The sequence below is a fragment of the Paenibacillus sp. CB74 genome (assembly GCF_055687625.1).
Genome location: NZ_CM146009.1, coordinates 4,545,978 through 4,564,547, shown reverse-complemented (window position 1 = coordinate 4,564,547; position 18,570 = coordinate 4,545,978). Strand labels below are relative to the sequence as shown.

Below are 18,570 nucleotides of genomic sequence, written 5' to 3'. Positions count from 1 at the left end.
GACACTGAGGAAATGCTTGTTAAAGGACTATGGATAATATATTTGAAGAAACTAATCTTATTCGAAAAAAAAGACTTGCATCCGATAACTGTACATGGTATATTCTAATTCCGGCCAAGAAAACACGAGATACACGGTGCGGCAAGCGAATGAAATAAGCTTCGAAAGAAACTTAAAAAAGAGCTTGCAAAGTTGGTTCGGACATGATATTATATAAGAGTTGCTGAAGAGAATGACATTCGGTAACGAACAAGTTTGATCTTTGAAAACTGAACAACGAGTGAGTAAACATTCTGCTTGCAGAATGAAGGCGAAAGTTTGAGATAAGCCTTGGCTTGGATCGACTGGAGCACAAATGAGATTTTTAATCTCGTCAGATTCAAAATGAGCTTATCGCTCTTTTCAATACTTTATTGGAGAGTTTGATCCTGGCTCAGGACGAACGCTGGCGGCATGCCTAATACATGCAAGTCGAGCGGAGTTGATAAGAAGCTTGCTTCTTTGAGACTTAGCGGCGGACGGGTGAGTAACACGTAGGCAACCTGCCCTCAAGTTTGGGACAACTACCGGAAACGGTAGCTAATACCGAATAGTTGTTTTCTTCGCCTGAAGGAAACTGGAAAGACGGAGCAATCTGTCACTTGGGGATGGGCCTGCGGCGCATTAGCTAGTTGGTGGGGTAACGGCTCACCAAGGCGACGATGCGTAGCCGACCTGAGAGGGTGATCGGCCACACTGGGACTGAGACACGGCCCAGACTCCTACGGGAGGCAGCAGTAGGGAATCTTCCGCAATGGGCGAAAGCCTGACGGAGCAATGCCGCGTGAGTGATGAAGGTTTTCGGATCGTAAAGCTCTGTTGCCAGGGAAGAACGCTTGGGAGAGTAACTGCTCTCAAGGTGACGGTACCTGAGAAGAAAGCCCCGGCTAACTACGTGCCAGCAGCCGCGGTAATACGTAGGGGGCAAGCGTTGTCCGGAATTATTGGGCGTAAAGCGCGCGCAGGCGGTCATTTAAGTCTGGTGTTTAATCCCGGGGCTCAACCCCGGATCGCACTGGAAACTGGGTGACTTGAGTGCAGAAGAGGAGAGTGGAATTCCACGTGTAGCGGTGAAATGCGTAGATATGTGGAGGAACACCAGTGGCGAAGGCGACTCTCTGGGCTGTAACTGACGCTGAGGCGCGAAAGCGTGGGGAGCAAACAGGATTAGATACCCTGGTAGTCCACGCCGTAAACGATGAGTGCTAGGTGTTAGGGGTTTCGATACCCTTGGTGCCGAAGTTAACACATTAAGCACTCCGCCTGGGGAGTACGGTCGCAAGACTGAAACTCAAAGGAATTGACGGGGACCCGCACAAGCAGTGGAGTATGTGGTTTAATTCGAAGCAACGCGAAGAACCTTACCAGGTCTTGACATCAGCATGACCGGGCTAGAGATAGTCCTTTCCTTCGGGACATGCTAGACAGGTGGTGCATGGTTGTCGTCAGCTCGTGTCGTGAGATGTTGGGTTAAGTCCCGCAACGAGCGCAACCCTTGATCTTAGTTGCCAGCACTTCGGATGGGCACTCTAAGGTGACTGCCGGTGACAAACCGGAGGAAGGTGGGGATGACGTCAAATCATCATGCCCCTTATGACCTGGGCTACACACGTACTACAATGGCCGGTACAACGGGCTGTGAAGCCGCGAGGTGGAACGAATCCTAAAAAGCCGGTCTCAGTTCGGATTGCAGGCTGCAACTCGCCTGCATGAAGTCGGAATTGCTAGTAATCGCGGATCAGCATGCCGCGGTGAATACGTTCCCGGGTCTTGTACACACCGCCCGTCACACCACGAGAGTTTATAACACCCGAAGTCGGTGGGGTAACCGCAAGGAGCCAGCCGCCGAAGGTGGGATAGATGATTGGGGTGAAGTCGTAACAAGGTAGCCGTATCGGAAGGTGCGGCTGGATCACCTCCTTTCTATGGAGAATCGTTTCCCGCGTGGAAACATTCAAATACGCAGCTTAGCTGCAAAACACTCACTCGTTGCTCAGTTTTGAGAGCTCAAACTCTCAAACAGCTTGCTTTTGCATGGAGCTTGTTCTTTGAAAACTAGATATCGAAACGAAAGTAAATGCGAATTAGAACATTCCTTTTTAGCTGAACTTGTGTAAACAAGTTTCAATAAAAACGGTAGATTGCTGGAGCGAGTGATCGAAATGGAGCGACTTTTGGATTTGCGCAAGCAAACCAAGCGGAGCGACAGCTCGAACACGAGCGCAATGGTTAAGCTACTAAGAGCACACGGAGGATGCCTAGGCGCTAGGAGCCGATGAAGGACGTGGCGAACAACGAAACTGCCTCGGGGAGCTGTAAGCAAGCTTTGATCCGGGGGTGTCCGAATGGGGAAACCCAGCTGGGGTAATTTCCAGTTACACCTAACTGAATACATAGGTTAGTGTGAGGCATACCAGGGGAACTGAAACATCTAAGTACCCTGAGGAAGAGAAAACAATAGTGATTCCGTCAGTAGCGGCGAGCGAACGCGGAGAAGCCCAAACCAGAGAGCTTGCTCTTTGGGGTTGTGGGACGTCTCACATGGAGTTACAAAGGAACTGGTTAAACGAAGAGGTCTGGAAAGGCCCGCCAAAGAAGGTAAAAGCCCTGTAATTGAAAGTCTGTTCCCTCCGAGACGGATCCCGAGTAGTGCGGGGCACGTGAAACCCCGTATGAATCCGGCAGGACCATCTGCCAAGGCTAAATACTTCCTAGCGACCGATAGTGAAGCAGTACCGTGAGGGAAAGGTGAAAAGCACCCCGGAAGGGGAGTGAAATAGAACCTGAAACCGTGTGCTTACAAAAAGTCAGAGCCCGTTTTAGGGGTGATGGCGTGCCTTTTGTAGAATGAACCGGCGAGTTACGTTCCCGTGCAAGGTTAAGGTGAAGAGCCGGAGCCGCAGCGAAAGCGAGTCTGAATAGGGCGATGTAGTACGTGGACGTAGACCCGAAACCGGGTGATCTACCCCTGTCCAGGGTGAAGGTGCGGTAACACGCACTGGAGGCCCGAACCCACGCACGTTGAAAAGTGCGGGGATGAGGTGGGGGTAGCGGAGAAATTCCAATCGAACTCGGAGATAGCTGGTTCTCCCCGAAATAGCTTTAGGGCTAGCCTCGGAAAACAGAGTCGTGGAGGTAGAGCACTGATTGGGTGCGGGGCCCGCAAGGGTTACCAAGCTCAGTCAAACTCCGAATGCCATAGACTTACTTCCGGGAGTCAGACAGTGAGTGCTAAGATCCATTGTCAAAAGGGAAACAGCCCAGACCATCAGCTAAGGTCCCCAAGTGTGTGTTAAGTGGGAAAGGATGTGGAGTTGCACAGACAACCAGGATGTTGGCTTAGAAGCAGCCACCATTGAAAGAGTGCGTAATAGCTCACTGGTCGAGTGACTCTGCGCCGAAAATGTAACGGGGCTAAACACACCACCGAAGCTATGGCTTGATGCTTTGCATCAGGGGTAGGGGAGCGTTGTATAAGGGTTGAAGGTGTACCGTAAGGAGCGCTGGACATTATACAAGTGAGAATGCCGGTATGAGTAACGAAAAGATCAGTGAGAATCTGATCCGCCGAAAGCCTAAGGGTTCCTGAGGAAGGCTCGTCCGCTCAGGGTAAGTCGGGACCTAAGGCGAGGCCGAAAGGCGTAGTCGAAGGACAACAGGTCGAAATTCCTGTACCACCGTAAGCCGTTATGAGCAATGGGGGGACGCAGTAGGGTAGTGACGCGGACTGATGGATGTCCGTCTAAGCAGTGAGGCTGATGTGTAGGCAAATCCGCACATCATAAGGCTGAGCTGTGATGGGGAGCGAAAATTGTAGTAGCGAAGGTCATGATCTCACACTGCCAAGAAAAGCCTCTAGCCAGGTGAAGGTGCCCGTACCGCAAACCGACACAGGTAGGCGAGAAGAGTATTCTAAGGCGCGCGGAAGAACTCTCGTTAAGGAACTCGGCAAAATGACCCCGTAACTTCGGGAGAAGGGGTGCCCCGGTAGTGTGAATAGCACGAGGGGGCCGCAGTGAAAAGGCCCAAGCGACTGTTTAGCAAAAACACAGGTCTGTGCGAAGCCGTAAGGCGAAGTATACGGGCTGACGCCTGCCCGGTGCTGGAAGGTTAAGGGGAGTGGTTAGGAGCAATCCGAAGCTGTGAACCGAAGCCCCAGTAAACGGCGGCCGTAACTATAACGGTCCTAAGGTAGCGAAATTCCTTGTCAGGTAAATTCTGACCCGCACGAATGGCGTAACGACTTGGGCGCTGTCTCAACGAGAGATCCGGTGAAATTTTAATACCTGTGAAGATGCAGGTTACCCGCGACAAGACGGAAAGACCCCATGGAGCTTTACTGCAGCTTGATATTGAATTTGGGTACGATCTGTACAGGATAGGTGGGAGCCTGAGAGACATGAGCGCCAGCTTGTGTGGAGGCAACGTTGGGATACCACCCTGATCGTATCTAGGTTCTAACCTGGTACCGTAATCCGGTGCGGGGACAGTGTCAGGTGGGCAGTTTGACTGGGGCGGTCGCCTCCTAAAGAGTAACGGAGGCGCCCAAAGGTTCCCTCAGAATGGTTGGAAATCATTCGAAGAGTGCAAAGGCATAAGGGAGCTTGACTGCGAGACCTACAAGTCGAGCAGGGACGAAAGTCGGGCTTAGTGATCCGGTGGTACCGCATGGAAGGGCCATCGCTCAACGGATAAAAGCTACCCTGGGGATAACAGGCTTATCTCCCCCAAGAGTCCACATCGACGGGGAGGTTTGGCACCTCGATGTCGGCTCATCGCATCCTGGGGCTGAAGTAGGTCCCAAGGGTTGGGCTGTTCGCCCATTAAAGCGGTACGCGAGCTGGGTTCAGAACGTCGTGAGACAGTTCGGTCCCTATCTGTCGTGGGCGTAGGAAATTTGAGAGGAGCTGTCCTTAGTACGAGAGGACCGGGATGGACGTACCGCTGGTGTACCAGTTGTTCCGCCAGGAGCACCGCTGGGTAGCTATGTACGGACGGGATAAACGCTGAAAGCATCTAAGCGTGAAGCCCCCCTCAAGATGAGATTTCCCAGTATGTAAGACCCCTTGAAGACGACGAGGTAGATAGGCTGGGGGTGGAAGTGCAGCAATGCATGGAGCTGACCAGTACTAATCGGTCGAGGGCTTATCCAAATATGCAAGTGATAGTTCGCATGTTTCGTTTCGAATCTAGTTTTCAGAGAACGATCTCTGAAATGTAAGCTACGCGTTTGGTGGCGATGGCGGAGGGGTTCCACACGTACCCATCCCGAACACGACCGTTAAGCCCTCTAGCGCCGATGGTACTTGGACCGCAGGGTCCTGGGAGAGTAGGACGCCGCCAAGCAATCGAAGGACACACTTGATCATATCGAGTGTGTCTTTTTTATTTTAATCCTAAATACTTATATAAACCTTAACAGCCCTGGTAAATAACCAAGGCTGTTTTTTTATTTCAATATTTATGAGAATGTTAAATAACTTTAAAAGGATCATTTCTCTATCAGGGATTTAAGTACGACATTTTGTCTAGCTTTTCATTTGATTGCAAGCATTCTCAAGGATTGAAAGGGAGTTCTGCAATGCATGCTGGGTTTCCGAATCAATGATGACGCCTTGTTTGTTCATTTTCAATGTAATATGAGGAATGGTTAAACAGCCCTCCTGTAGAACTTGTGCATTGATCATGTTTAGTGTCAGCAATAAGGAAGCATGGGCTTTGTCACCTCCCATGGGGCTTGGGGAAGCAGCGATGGCAATAGTGGGTTTATTGAGCCATTCTCCAGAAGATACAACCCAATCTAGTGCGTTTTTTAAGACCCCGGGAACGCCATTTCCATACTCTGGCGTGCAGATAAGGACACCGTCCGAATGCTTAAGTTGGGCTCTCAAGTTCTGTATGGACACTGGACCCTCCTCGACATCGAGGTCAGGGTTAAAATGCGGCAGATCATTTAATCCATCATATACTTCAAACTTAAGGTTAGTGTAAGCCAGCTTAATTATGGCGTGCATTAGTAACGTATTGGAGGACTGATTGCGCAGACTTCCGGAAAGAGCAAGGATATTTAATTCTTTCATGGATATAGATCAACTCTATTCTTTAGTAATGTAGGGTAATCTGTTTATTTTCCCCCTGTTGGAATGAACTGTCTATAAAAAACGCATTTAATTAAGACATTCTTCATGTTAGTCAGGGGATATTCACAATTCTTCATCAAAAATGCATGCCATCGTTTGTATTGCTCTGGGTAATAAATGAAGAGATCATTTTAAAATAAACAACTAACGAAAGAATCATAATAAATATTTTATAAAATTAGTACCAAGTCCTAAGACTTAGTGCTATAATGGTGAAAAACCAAATGAGGTGAATGCCGATATGAATCATCAATCAAAGGCAACGATCACGGCAATGGGAGCATATGTACCGGATCGAATATTAACGAATGCTGATCTGGAGAAATTAGTCGAGACAAGTGACGAATGGATTGTGCAACGTACAGGCATGAGAGAACGGCGAATTGCAGCTGAAGACCAATATGTATCTGACCTGGCTACGAAGGCTGTAGAAGATATGATAACTCGTTATGGAGTTAGTATAGAAGATGTGGATATGATTCTTGTGGCTACCAGCACACCTGAATATGCATTTCCAAGTACGGCATCCAGAGTACAGGCTAATCTTAAGATCCACCACACGGGTGTACTGGATCTAAATGCGGCATGCGCTGGTTTCTCCTACGGGCTGCAGCTTGCTGACAGTCTGGTGACCAGTGGAATGTACCGCAAAGTGCTAGTTATCGGCGCAGAGACGTTATCCAAAATTACGGATTACACAGACCGCACGACTTGTGTCCTGTTTGGGGACGGAGCTGGAGCCTTCTTGGTGGAGAGAGCTGCACATGATGAAGGTGACTTTATGGCAGCGATATCCGGTACGCATGGAGAAGGCGGTATCCATCTTTATAAGAGTGGTCTGTCTTCAGAGATGGATGGAGTGCCTTTACAGGGCGAAGGTTGTTTGGTTCAGAATGGACGAGAGGTATATAAGTGGGCTGTACGGACGATTCCAGAGCAATTGGATAAGCTTATAGCAAAAGCTAAATTAAGACCTGAACAGATTGACTGGTTTGTCCCGCATAGTGCCAACATGAGAATGATTGAGGCTGTTTGCGAACGTGGCCCGGTCCCTTTGGAACGTACTTTAACCAGCGTCGAGTATCGTGGAAACACATCTGCTGCCTCCATTCCGCTTGCTTTACAGCTTGCAGTGGATGAAGGGAAATTGAAAGAAGGACAGATTGTAGCTCTCTTTGGTTTTGGCGGTGGTCTGACTTACGCAGGTCTGGTGCTGAAGTGGGGCGTACCGGACAAAGTTTAGTAATGGATAACATACGACTGTATGCAACACAAAAATAAATAGAGAAAATAAAAGAGACCACCCGGACTCCATTCAGTCATGAAGAGGGTGGTCTCTTTAGTGAGAACTCGTTTAAATAAAATGATATGAATGCATCTGTTTTTTGTGTTAACAGGAAATGCTTAATCCCATAAATATTTTACGGCGTAAGCTTAGGCGCTTGGCGGTGATGTGTACCTTGTTCGTAGCTGTAAGCCAGCTTGATCAAAGTTCCTTCATCAAAGGCACGACCCAAGAACTCCATGCCTACAGGCAGACCATCGGTTGTGAAACCAGCAGGAACCGTGATCGCCGGGAAGCCGGAGAATGGACTCAAACGGTTGTTACCACCAGAGTTTTGTCCTTCGCCAATAACACCAGCGGCTTGTGTGGACGTAGGATAGATGATGGCATCCAGATTATTATCTGCCATTACTTTCAGCAAGGATTCACGTGTAACTTGGGTACGTTTCAGGACGATATCCTTATATTCGGTAGTCTCCAGGGTTTGGCGTGCATCCCGAGTCTTCATGGATTGTTCTTGGGACTTATCAAACTCTCCGGAAGCGATGATCTCGGACAGACTATGGTATGGAGCATCTGCACCCAATGATTCCAAATAGTCATTTAGCTGGAACTTGAATTCATATCCACTAAGGCTTGGGTATTTGTTGATCTCAGCCAAGTTCGGGATAGAAATTGGAACTGCGGTAGCGCCAAGTGATTTCAATTCTTCAACAGCTGTGTTGATTACGTCAGCAACAGCTTTTTCTTCAGCTTTGGTACTTGGGATGAGTTCGGTGGCCACACCGATGCGCGCACCTTTCAGTCCATTTACATCCAAGAAGTCAGTGTAGCTGGAAGGGATTTTCCCAACCGCGTAAGCTGTAGCGACATCTTTTTTGTCATAGCCGGCTGTAGCATCCAGCATGATTGCGGCATCACTTACGGTACGAGCCATTGGTCCACCGACATCCTGTGTCAAAGCCAATGGGATAATGCCTTCACGGCTGGATAGTCCGATGGTTGGGCGGATACCCACAAGGCTGTTGAAGCTGGAAGGGATTCGGATCGAACCGCCAGTGTCTGTACCCATGCCAGCTGCGGCAAAGTTAGATGCAATGGCAGCGCCTGTTCCACCGCTTGAGCCACCTGGATAGTGGTCCAGGGCGTATGGATTCAATGTTTGTCCACCCAATGAGCTGGATGTTGTGATGCCAAATGCGAATTCATGCAGGTTTGTTTTGCCCAAGATAATGGCGCCAGCTGCTTTGAGTTTCTTCACTTGTTCAGCATCGTGAGCAGGAATGGAATCCTTAAGACAGATACAACCTGCAGTTGTCGGCATGTCATTGGTATCGAAATTGTCTTTCACCAGAATTGGAACGCCATGCAGAGGTCCGCGGGCACCTTGAGCTGCACGTTCTTCATCCAATTGCTCCGCGATTTGGAGCGCATCCGGGTTCAGGGTTAATACCGCGTTGATGCTTACACCCTGATCATCGTATTTTTCAATGCGGTCCAAATATTTCTGAACCAGTTCTTTTGATGTCAGTTTTCCTTGCGTCATAGCGGCCTGGAGATCCATGATGGTTGCTTCCTCCAGGACAAACGGTTTTATGTAATTATAGATACGATCTTTCAGTATGGAGAGGTCATTCTCGGTAAGTACAGCATTTGGAAGGAAGAGGGATTCCGTATAGCCTTTCATCAACCCCGCAGTGTTCAATGCACCGACAGCGCCTGCAAAGGTGGATTCATCCGGGACATCCTTGAATGATTCGGTAGTCGAATCCAGCTTGAGCCATTGTTGCAAGGCAACCGCAGCATCTTTACGTTGTACGGTTGTTCCGGAGAGCTTGTCCATGGTAAAAGGAACACCTGCAAGTGTAGCGGCTTCTTCCATGGCTTGAACAAATGCTGCCGGCGTAGCAGGCGCTTTCCCTTTGGAGACAGCTGCTACTGTTGTTTTGCTTGTAGGCGTTGCCGTTGCGGCTGATGCCGAAGGTACTGTTCCTCCCCATGTTGTGGCAACGACAGCTCCCGCCAGTAACAAAGCCCCACTTTTTTTCAATACAGATCCATGATAAGTCATGCATCCACGCTCCCTTCCTGTGTCTCATTGATGTGTGTTAACAGCGATTCTGTTTCTATGCTTTTGACACATTGTATAGTTATGTTAGGTAATCTTACAAGGTTTATATTTATCCAAAAAAACGTATACATCAATATCGATCGGTATAAAACCTTATCCATGCTTCTATTTACTTGATCACAGTAAAACTATTAATTATTCTTATGTAAACAAATGTGACATGAATTCGATATATTGATTAAACATTGGATACAGAATGCGAGTAAGATTAGGGAATGGAGATCACAGAGCATACCTTTAGTGCGAAATGATATAATGAAAAGATAGAAATAAAAGAGACATAACGTTCTACCAGAGAGGAAGAGATATGAAGTGAAGACATTAGTACTCGCAGAAAAACCATCTGTAGCACGCGAAATAGCCAGAGTTATGGGCGCGCGTGATAAACATAAAAGTTATATGGAAGGCCCGAAATATATCGTTACCTGGGCGCTGGGGCATCTGGTTGGATTAGCTGAGCCAGAGGATTACGATAAGAAGTATGCCACATGGAATCTGGAGGATTTGCCGATTCTGCCAGAGCGTACGAAACTGAAGGTACTGAAAGAGACCAATCATCAATATAAAGCCGTACAGCAGTTGATGAAACGTCAGGATGTGGGCGAGCTGGTCATTGCCACAGATGCGGCCCGTGAGGGTGAATTGCTGGCCCGTTGGATCATGCAGATGGCGGGGTGGAAAAAATCATTCAAACGTCTATGGATTTCATCTCAGACAGATAAGGCGATCAAAGACGGATTTGCTTCACTAAAGCCAGGCAGTCAGTTCGACCGTCTCTATGAATCAGCACGTTGCCGGGCAGAGGCCGACTGGATGATTGGACTTAACGTGACTCGTGCGCTAACTGTTCGTTTCAATGCGCAGTTGTCTGCTGGACGGGTGCAAACGCCGACCTTGGGCATGATTATGGATAGAGAAAATGAAATTAATGGGTTTCGCTCTCAGGAATATGAGACGTTAACGGCAGATTTAGGCGATTTTCAGGCTGTGTGGCGGGCAGCAGGGGGAGATTCACGCATATTCAACCCTCAAGAAATGCAAGAATTGAAGAAGCGGGTAGACGGGCGCAAGGGCACGATTGCCCAGGTGAAGAAAAGTGAGAAAGTAGAGCCACATCCACTGGCATATGACCTGACGGAACTGCAGCGGGATGCCAACCGGAAATATGGTTTCTCGGCAAAGCAAACCTCAAATGTCCTGCAACGTCTATATGAACAGCACAAACTTGTGACGTACCCACGTACGGACAGCCGATATCTGACTGCCGACATGACAGCTACTTTGAAAGAACGTCTGGACAGTGTAGCCATTGGACCTTATGCGTCTCTGGCACGTCCTTTGCTGCGAAAAAATCTGAATATCACCAAACGTATTGTGGATGACAGCAAAGTGACCGATCACCATGCCATTATTCCCACGGAGCAAACGGTACTTCTGAATCAATTGAACCCGGAGGAACGCAAATTGTACGATCTGATTGTACGTCGTTTTATCAGCCTGTTCTATCCGGCAGCGAAGTACGATTCGGTTGCAATCACGGTTCAAGTGGGGAATGATTCCTTCCATGTCAAAGGTACAACGGTGAAAGAAAGTGGATGGCGCGAAGTATACGGCGGTGATTACAGCGATGACGACGATGACCGTGCTGACGATGCAGCAGACCATGAGCGCACGCTTTTGCCAGATGTGCAGCAAGGACAGTCCGTGACGGTTCAGCTTTGCCATATTAAAAGTGGACGGACGATGCCGCCCAAACGGTATACCGAAGCCGCTTTACTTTCCCAGATGGAAAAGCATGGACTCGGCACTCCGGCTACACGGGCGGATATTATTGAGAAACTGGTCAGTTCCGACACGATAGATCGTCAAGGCAACAGCATGCATCCAACCGGCAAAGGAAAACAGTTAATTGAACTGGCTGCTCCACAGCTTCGTACCCCAGATCTGACAGCCCGTTGGGAAGCTGAACTGGAGCGCATCGCTCGTGGGCAAGGACAGCCAGGACCCTTTCTGGACAGCATCCGTTCTATGGCCAAAGAGCTCGTGTCAACGGTGAAAGGCAGCAAAGCAGAATACAAGCCGCATAATGTGTCCAATAGCCATTGCCCGGACTGTAACGCACGGCTGCTGGAGAAGAAGGGCAAGCGCGGCAAGTTTCTTGTGTGTCCTACGGAGGACTGTGGGTATCGACGTTCGGCCGAGAAAAGATTGTCCAATCGTCGCTGCGCGCAGTGCCACAAAAAGATGGAAATCAAAGAAGGCAAAGCGGGGCTATACGTGCAATGTCTACCTTGTGGAATTACAGAAACATTGGATAAGGACAAACAGCATGTGAACAAACGCGATCAGCAAAAACTCGTGAAACAATATGCGAAGCAGGAGTCCATTGGGTCTAACCTTGGAGAGCTGTTGAAGGCGGCTATGGAGAAAAAGGGAGAGTAGAGCAAGCTCTGAGTTAGGGCAGATCGCATCCTCATGTAACGCTAGTTGCGAATAACTGGCGCTATGGAAAGTGATTGCTGCGTGTGTACCTAATCAACCATGTGAAGGGTATAAGATCCTCCGTTTTCAGGCAACGTAAGCCAAGGAGGTGATACCCATATGCCGCACAACAAACCCGAAAAGATCCATAACCAGCAGAACAAAGATAGCATTAGGGAAGAAAACATCGATGTTCGTCCAGCCAAAGCAGCCAAAAGAGTACCCAGCCTGAACGGTATTCCTAAGCAGGAGTCCTAAAATTATCTAAACTGTCGATCTTAACGCGTGCCTCGCAAAATACTTGCGGTTCCCCACCGGTGCGTTGAACATGTCTCTAATGAGGACTATAATGGAGACAGGGAGATGTCCCGGGACAGGGGGATCGCTAGAATTATATGCAAACCGGACTTATATTGTGGTTTTTATTTATTAATGTAGTGGGTTATCTGGTGATGTCGGATGATAAGAGGCGTGCACAACAGCGTCGTGACCGTACACCCGAACGGACGTTATTCTTGCTTGCTTTTATTGGCGGTGCTTTGGGAGTCTGGATCGCGATGTATCGGAAAAGGCATAAGACCAAACATCCCAGCTTCACCATTGGCATTCCGTTGTTATTGTTCCTGAATGCGGTAATCTATGGTTATTTTATTCAATGAACACTTGGAACAAATGCGTAATCGTTCATCGTCACCGTAAGGATTTATATGTAAATTCATTCGTATAAATGGTTCATTGTGGCTCCGGTACGTTTAAGGAGTTATATGGTTATATTAGTTTAATGGATGTCAGACCGAAGCTTGCTTCGCGTGCTCTACATATAAAGGAAGGGACGGGATTCACATGTTATTCTCCAAAATATTAGTGGCTTATGATGGTTCCAAAGCTTCAAATAAAGCACTTGATCGTGCAATTGAGCTAGCCAAAGTGTCCCCGAATGCTGTACTGGATGTCATTCATGCTTTTGATTTCCCGCGTGTATTCATCGGTGAGGGATTGGCGCCTCTGCCACCTTCACTTAATAATGACTACTACAATTTGGCGGTGCAAACAACAGATGAAGCGAAAGAACGACTTCAGGCTGCTGGTGTAACGGCCAATGTAGATCTGATTCAAGGAGCGGCTGCGGAAGTGTTGCTTGATTTTGCCAAAGAAAATGATTCGGATATCATTATTATTGGTAGCCGCGGACTCGGTGGAATTCGGGAATTTGTCCTGGGGAGTGTCAGTCACAATGTGGTGCAGCATGCTCAGGTTCCAGTACTGATCGTAAAATAATGGATGCAGTGTGTACGCACTGAAAAGCAGGAAGCCGGTTGCCTTCGAGAGATTGAAGAGGAGCCGGCTTTCTTTTATGGGATGAAATGGATGTCTAACCGAATTTAATGAAGCAATTCCCGAACATTATATTTGTCAATATGTTAAATGTTCGTCTTTAAGTTGACATTAGCTGTAGGGGATTGTTAAAATGTTAGATGTGTCGATCAGGTAAGAATAAGGTCGAGTAGGAACGAAATGTGTAATAAGAGATTACAAAAATGAACGAAAATAGTTTGATAGATATTTGCTCGTATAACGCCGGGAATAGGGCCCGGAAGTATCTACCCGGGAACCGTAAATTTCCGGACTACGAGGAGATACGGCTGAGAGTCGCATGCAACCAGATGCGGACAGCAAGCCCCCTTTTGGCATGCCCAAATGAGGGATACGTATTTCTTGGAGTCCGGTGTCCGAAGAAAATGTGATGTTTTCGCGGGTAGCGGATTTTTTCATTTCACATGTAATAAGAGTTTCTTATTGGTCAGATGTAATCAAAAAAGCTCAGACGGGAGTTGGATGTATTCATGTCACTGCAAGTCGCTGTAATTATGGGCAGTAAATCGGATTGGGAAACGATGAAACATGCGTGCGAGGTGTTGGACGAACTGGAAATTGGATATGAGAAAAAAGTGGTCTCCGCCCATCGTACACCGGATTTGATGTTCGAATACGCAGAGCAAGCAAATGATCGAGGATTCAAGGTGATCATTGCAGGCGCAGGCGGGGCAGCACATCTACCCGGTATGGTTGCAGCCAAAACGATGCTTCCAGTCATTGGCGTACCGGTTCAATCCAAAGCATTGAACGGTCTCGATTCCTTGTTGTCCATTGTTCAGATGCCAGGTGGTATTCCCGTCGCAACTGTAGCGATTGGGAAGGCAGGGGCAACGAATGCAGGATTGCTGGCAGCTCAAATGATCGGTGCTTTTGACCCGGATGTCCAACGTCGCTCTGAAGCTCGAAGAGAGCGCATCAAACAAGAAGTACTCGAAAGCAGTGAAGAACTATGAGTAGAGCCGCGAACCAATCCGGCATAGCAGGAGAACTGAAAAATGTCCTGCTACCGGGGAAAACAACTATCGGCATTCTTGGAGGCGGACAGCTGGGACGTATGATGACGCTCGCAGGAACGGCAATGGGGTATCGATTTGTTACCCTTGATCCCGCTTCGGATGCGCCTTGTGGTCAAGTTGCTCGTCAGATTGAAGCGGGATATGACGATGCCAAAGCTGCGCTTGAACTGGCTCGGCAATGTGATGTTATTACGTATGAATTCGAAAATGTGGATGCAGAAGTCGCTGGACTGCTCGAGCGTGAGTCCTACGTTCCGCAAGGAAGTGCGTTGCTGTACACCACACAACATCGATTACGTGAAAAACGTGCAATTGAAGCCGCTGGAGTAAGAGTTGCGCCTTATCGTGAGATCACTAGTGCGGATACGATGCTTGCTGCTGTAAGTGAACTTGGCGTGCCTTGTGTACTGAAGACGGTGACTGGAGGTTACGATGGCAAAGGCCAGCGCGTAATCCGAGAGGCGAAGGAGGCTGTGGCTGCGTATGAAGAGCTCGCAGCTACAGGTGCGGAACTGGTGCTGGAACAATTCATCAAGTTTGTATGCGAGATTTCGGTCGTCGTAGCGCGCAGTACCAATGGAGAGATCAAAACGTTCCCGCCAGCGGAGAACATTCATGTGAATAACATTTTGCATGCTTCCATTGTACCGGCTAGAGTTGCTGCAGACATCCAGATTGAAGCACAAAAGCTGGCAGCAGCGGTAGCAGAATCGATGAAGGCTGTCGGGCTGCTGGCAGTGGAACTGTTTGTGGCGGCGGATGGAAGACTGTATGTCAACGAACTGGCGCCGAGACCACATAATTCCGGACACTATACGATGGAAGCTTGTGCCACTTCTCAGTTCGAACAACACATCCGTGCGATCTGCGGATTACCACTTGGGGACACTTCGTTATTGAGCCCGGTCGTCATGGTCAACGTGCTTGGAGAACATCTGGAAGGCATTATCGCCAGAACAGGGCAACCTGATGCAGAAGCGATAGAACTCGGTGTGATTCCCAAGCTTCACATATATGGTAAAACCGAAGCGAAAACAGGACGTAAGATGGGGCATGTGAATCTGCTTTGTCAGGATGTTGAAGAAGGATTGCAATGGATTGAACAAACTAATCTCTGGAGGAATACAAATTCATGATTGAACGTTATAGCAGACCCGAAATGAGAGCCATCTGGACCGAAGAGAACAAATTCCAATCGTGGCTGGAAGTTGAAATATGTGCATGTGAGGCGTGGGCCGAACTGGGTGTAATCCCTAAGGAAGAAGCAGCATTGCTTCGTCAGAACGCATCTTTTGACATCGACCGCATCTATGAGATTGAAAAGGAAACACGTCATGACGTAATCGCATTTACACGTACGGTATCTGAAAGTCTGGGTGCGGAGCGGAAATGGGTGCACTACGGACTGACTTCCACAGATGTCGTGGATACGGCTCTGGGTTATGTACTGCGTCAAGCGAATGAGATTCTGGAGAAGGATATCGTGAATTTCATTGAAATTCTTCGTGAAAAAGCACTGACTTATCAGCACACACCAATGATGGGACGTACGCACGGGGTACATGCAGAGCCAACAACATTTGGACTGAAAATGGCGTTGTGGCATGAAGAGATGAAACGGAACCTGGAGCGTTTCCGTCATGCAGCAGACAACGTACAATACGGCAAAATCTCAGGCGCAGTAGGAACGTACGCGAACATCGATCCATTTGTCGAAGAATTTGTCTGCGAGAAGCTGGGCACGAAACCTGCGCCAATCTCCACTCAAACATTGCAACGTGACCGTCACGCGGAGTATATGGCTACACTGGCATTGATCGCAACGTCCCTGGACAAGTTCGCAACAGAGGTACGTGCACTGCAGAAGAGTGAATTCCGTGAAGTGGAAGAAGCTTTTGCTAAAGGTCAAAAAGGATCTTCCGCGATGCCGCACAAGCGTAACCCGATCGGTAGTGAAAACATCTCTGGCTTGTCCCGCGTCATTCGCGGACATATGGTATCGGCATACGAGAACGTAACGCTCTGGCATGAACGCGACATCTCGCACTCTTCTGTAGAACGTATCATTCTGCCGGATGCAACGATGTTGCTGAACTACATGTTGAACCGTTTTGGTAACATCGTGAAGAACCTGACGGTATTCCCTGAGAACATGAAACGCAACATGGAGCGCACCTTCGGCGTGCCATTCTCTGGCCGTGTAATGACGAAGCTGATCGACAAAGGCTTCAGCCGTGAGCAAGCATACGATACCGTTCAACCACGTGCGATGCAAGCATGGGAAGAACAACGTCAGTTCCAAGATATCGTGAAATCCACTCCGGAAATCACCGAAGTACTGAACGAAGAGGAAATCGCAGATGCGTTCAACCCGTCATGGCACTTGAAGCACGTAGACACCATCTTCAAAAAACTAGGTTTGAACGACTAATATATTAAGGCTTTGAATTAGTCTACTCCCTAAAAGTATAGGTTAATTATGTGTTCACGCTGGAACGGAGAAGGCAGAAAAAACCTGAAGAAGCAAAGCGCTCGCCTTTATCACAGGATTTTCCCCTTGAGAAAGGGGATCAGAAAAATCCGGGGATAACAGCGATCGGAAGGTTGTTCTGTATTCGGAGTGGCCCCGCGTGATGAGGGGAATTGGACGTATACTTTACATCTCCTGAAAGAAGGTGAACCCATGGCACTGTCCACTGCGGCAGATCTCGTTAAAGCACCTCTGTTATATAAAGGAAAAGTACGTGAATTGTACGATCTGGGTGAACATTTTCTGATCGTGGTTACCGACCGAATCTCGGCATTTGATTATGTGCTGGACCCGGCAGTTCCCGAGAAAGGAAACGTACTGAACAAACTCAGCAGTTTCTGGTTTGAACTGACAGGTAGCATGATGGAGAATCACGTGATTCATACCGATGTGAATAAACTGGGTGATCTCATCACAGACCCTGAATTGCTCAAAGACCGCATCATGGTGACCCGCAAAGCAGAACGCATTGATATCGAATGTGTCGTGCGTGGTTACATCACTGGTGGTGGATGGAGACAATATGAGACAAGCGGTGAAGTGAATGGCATTAAACTGCCTGAAGGACTACGCAAGAACGCCAAACTCGAAGTTCCCATTTTCACCCCGGCAGCCAAAAATGATGTAGGGCATGACGAGGACATTTCGATGGATCGCATGAAAGAACTGGTGGGCGACGGACTTGCAATGGAGCTTCAGGAAAAAAGCTTGCGCTTGTACGAATTCGCGCGTGATTATTGTGATCAGCGTGGCATCATTCTGGCAGACTGCAAATTCGAGTTCGGCATTGTGGATGGCAAGGTCATCCTGATTGACGAAATCTTCACCCCAGATGCTTCACGCTTCTGGGCCAAAGAGAATTATGAACTCGACATCGAGATCGATAGCATGGATAAAGAACCAGTACGCACCTATCTCGCCGGAACGGATTGGGATAAGAACAGCAAACCTGATCCGCTCCCACAATCGGTAGTTGAAGCAACAACCGCCAGATACGTCGATATTTATAACCGTCTAACGGCACAATAAATTAAATTGTTTTCACGAATGGTCTGGTTTGACCATTACACACCGTGCAACGTAAAAGGTTTAGGCCTTTAAAAAACGTCGCATGGACTAGCGGAGGGGCGGAATTTTTCTTAAAGGAGCGATAGCGTTCGCCTTTGTCCCCGGGTTTTGACCGCACAACGGGCCAAAACAATCAAAAAAAACCTGGGGACAACAAGCGACCGGAAGAACAATCCGCCCCGGAGCAAGCTCCACACCCCATTTTTAACAGCGTAAAGCATTTATCCCGTTCATTACTGAGGAGGAACATAAGGATCATGATCAAAGCAACCGTATATGTCACTATTAAGCAAAGCGTACTCGACCCGCAAGGCGTAGCTGTTCAAGGAGCCCTGCATTCCATGGGATTCAACGAAGTGGAAAGTGTACGGATCGGTAAAGTCATGGAACTGAACCTGGATACAACAGATCGTGCGGAAGCGGAGAAACGATTGAAAGTCATGTGTGAAAAGCTGCTGGCCAACACCGTTGTTGAAGATTACCGCTACGAATTGGAGGGTTAA

General features: G+C 48.2%; 12 protein-coding genes, 3 rRNA genes and 1 riboswitch. Of the genes, 13 read left to right on the top strand and 2 right to left on the bottom strand.

The annotated features are described in order from the left end of the window. Positions 1-410: 410 nt before the first annotated feature. The 3 genes from ACX9NY_RS20090 to rrf all read left to right on the top strand — a co-directional run bounded on the left by ACX9NY_RS20090 (position 411) and on the right by rrf (position 5,385). Positions 411-1,962 (top strand): 16S ribosomal RNA (locus ACX9NY_RS20090). Positions 1,963-2,266: 304 nt separating this feature from the next. Continuing rightward, positions 2,267-5,192: ribosomal RNA gene (locus ACX9NY_RS20085) — 23S ribosomal RNA — on the top strand. 76 nt (positions 5,193-5,268) lie between these two features. After that, positions 5,269-5,385, top strand: a 5S ribosomal RNA gene (gene rrf, locus ACX9NY_RS20080). Together the 16S, 23S and 5S rRNA genes form the textbook arrangement of a ribosomal RNA operon. A gap of 182 nt (positions 5,386-5,567) precedes the next feature. Here the strand turns inward: rrf and ACX9NY_RS20075 are convergent. Continuing rightward, positions 5,568-6,119 (bottom strand): NADPH-dependent FMN reductase, encoded by a 552-nt coding sequence (locus tag ACX9NY_RS20075; RefSeq protein ID WP_472474688.1) that lies wholly within the window; start codon positions 6,117-6,119, stop codon positions 5,568-5,570. Between the two features lie 301 nt (positions 6,120-6,420). On the opposite strand from ACX9NY_RS20075, the gene ACX9NY_RS20070 reads away from it, so the two are divergent. Further along, positions 6,421-7,422, top strand: coding sequence for a beta-ketoacyl-ACP synthase 3 (locus tag ACX9NY_RS20070; RefSeq protein ID WP_472474686.1), 1,002 nt, complete (start codon positions 6,421-6,423; stop codon positions 7,420-7,422). Positions 7,423-7,600: 178 nt separating this feature from the next. Here ACX9NY_RS20070 and ACX9NY_RS20065 read toward each other — a convergent pair whose 3' ends face one another. Further along, positions 7,601-9,535 carry an amidase family protein gene (locus ACX9NY_RS20065; RefSeq protein WP_472474684.1) on the bottom strand — a complete coding sequence of 645 codons (1,935 nt, stop codon included), beginning with the start codon at positions 9,533-9,535 and terminating at the stop codon, positions 7,601-7,603. A 372-nt stretch (positions 9,536-9,907) separates the two neighbouring features. Here ACX9NY_RS20065 and ACX9NY_RS20060 point away from each other — a divergent pair, with 372 nt between their 5' ends. The 9 genes from ACX9NY_RS20060 to purS all read left to right on the top strand — a co-directional run bounded on the left by ACX9NY_RS20060 (position 9,908) and on the right by purS (position 18,570). Continuing rightward, entirely contained in the window at positions 9,908-12,037 is a 2,130-nt protein-coding gene (locus ACX9NY_RS20060) for a DNA topoisomerase III (RefSeq protein ID WP_472474682.1), read from the top strand. 159 nt (positions 12,038-12,196) lie between these two features. Then, positions 12,197-12,334 (top strand): hypothetical protein, encoded by a 138-nt coding sequence (locus ACX9NY_RS20055; protein ID WP_278296959.1) that lies wholly within the window; start codon positions 12,197-12,199, stop codon positions 12,332-12,334. 137 nt (positions 12,335-12,471) lie between these two features. After that, positions 12,472-12,735, top strand: coding sequence for a DUF1294 domain-containing protein (locus tag ACX9NY_RS20050; protein WP_017690702.1), 264 nt, complete (start codon positions 12,472-12,474; stop codon positions 12,733-12,735). 184 nt (positions 12,736-12,919) lie between these two features. Next, the gene (locus ACX9NY_RS20045; protein ID WP_339239478.1) at positions 12,920-13,354 is read left to right on the top strand and encodes a universal stress protein; all 435 of its coding nucleotides are present in this window, start codon (positions 12,920-12,922) and stop codon (positions 13,352-13,354) included. Positions 13,355-13,624: 270 nt separating this feature from the next. Beyond that, positions 13,625-13,726, top strand: a riboswitch (purine riboswitch). Between the two features lie 194 nt (positions 13,727-13,920). Continuing rightward, positions 13,921-14,406: a 5-(carboxyamino)imidazole ribonucleotide mutase gene (gene purE, locus ACX9NY_RS20040; protein ID WP_472474679.1), complete on the top strand. Its 486-nt coding sequence runs from the start codon at positions 13,921-13,923 to the stop codon at positions 14,404-14,406. Further along, positions 14,403-15,605: a 5-(carboxyamino)imidazole ribonucleotide synthase gene (gene purK / locus ACX9NY_RS20035; RefSeq protein ID WP_472474677.1), complete on the top strand. Its 1,203-nt coding sequence runs from the start codon at positions 14,403-14,405 to the stop codon at positions 15,603-15,605. The genes purE and purK overlap by 4 nt, the downstream gene beginning before the upstream one ends. Continuing rightward, positions 15,602-16,900, top strand: a complete 1,299-nt coding sequence (gene purB / locus ACX9NY_RS20030; protein ID WP_339239480.1) for an adenylosuccinate lyase — start codon at positions 15,602-15,604, stop codon at positions 16,898-16,900. The genes purK and purB overlap by 4 nt, the downstream gene beginning before the upstream one ends. Positions 16,901-17,152: 252 nt before the next feature. Next, a complete protein-coding gene (locus tag ACX9NY_RS20025; protein WP_472474674.1) occupies positions 17,153-18,028 on the top strand; it encodes a phosphoribosylaminoimidazolesuccinocarboxamide synthase in 876 nt (291 codons plus the stop codon). A 296-nt stretch (positions 18,029-18,324) separates the two neighbouring features. Next, a complete protein-coding gene (gene purS, locus ACX9NY_RS20020) occupies positions 18,325-18,570 on the top strand; it encodes a phosphoribosylformylglycinamidine synthase subunit PurS (protein WP_017690695.1) in 246 nt (81 codons plus the stop codon).

Bases quoted from the DNA above. Each gene is read 5' to 3' on its own strand.
- ACX9NY_RS20070 (WP_472474686.1), top strand. From the start codon at position 6,421: ATGAATCATCAATCAAAGGCAACGATCACGGCAATGGGAGCATATGTA.
- ACX9NY_RS20075 (WP_472474688.1), bottom strand. From the start codon at position 6,119: ATGAAAGAATTAAATATCCTTGCTCTTTCCGGAAGTCTGCGCAATCAG.
- purE (WP_472474679.1), top strand. From the start codon at position 13,921: ATGTCACTGCAAGTCGCTGTAATTATGGGCAGTAAATCGGATTGGGAA.
- purS (WP_017690695.1), top strand. From the start codon at position 18,325: ATGATCAAAGCAACCGTATATGTCACTATTAAGCAAAGCGTACTCGAC.
- ACX9NY_RS20055 (WP_278296959.1), top strand. From the start codon at position 12,197: ATGCCGCACAACAAACCCGAAAAGATCCATAACCAGCAGAACAAAGAT.
- purK (WP_472474677.1), top strand. From the start codon at position 14,403: ATGAGTAGAGCCGCGAACCAATCCGGCATAGCAGGAGAACTGAAAAAT.
- ACX9NY_RS20065 (WP_472474684.1), bottom strand. From the start codon at position 9,535: ATGACTTATCATGGATCTGTATTGAAAAAAAGTGGGGCTTTGTTACTG.
- ACX9NY_RS20050 (WP_017690702.1), top strand. From the start codon at position 12,472: ATGCAAACCGGACTTATATTGTGGTTTTTATTTATTAATGTAGTGGGT.
- purB (WP_339239480.1), top strand. From the start codon at position 15,602: ATGATTGAACGTTATAGCAGACCCGAAATGAGAGCCATCTGGACCGAA.
- ACX9NY_RS20025 (WP_472474674.1), top strand. From the start codon at position 17,153: ATGGCACTGTCCACTGCGGCAGATCTCGTTAAAGCACCTCTGTTATAT.
- ACX9NY_RS20045 (WP_339239478.1), top strand. From the start codon at position 12,920: ATGTTATTCTCCAAAATATTAGTGGCTTATGATGGTTCCAAAGCTTCA.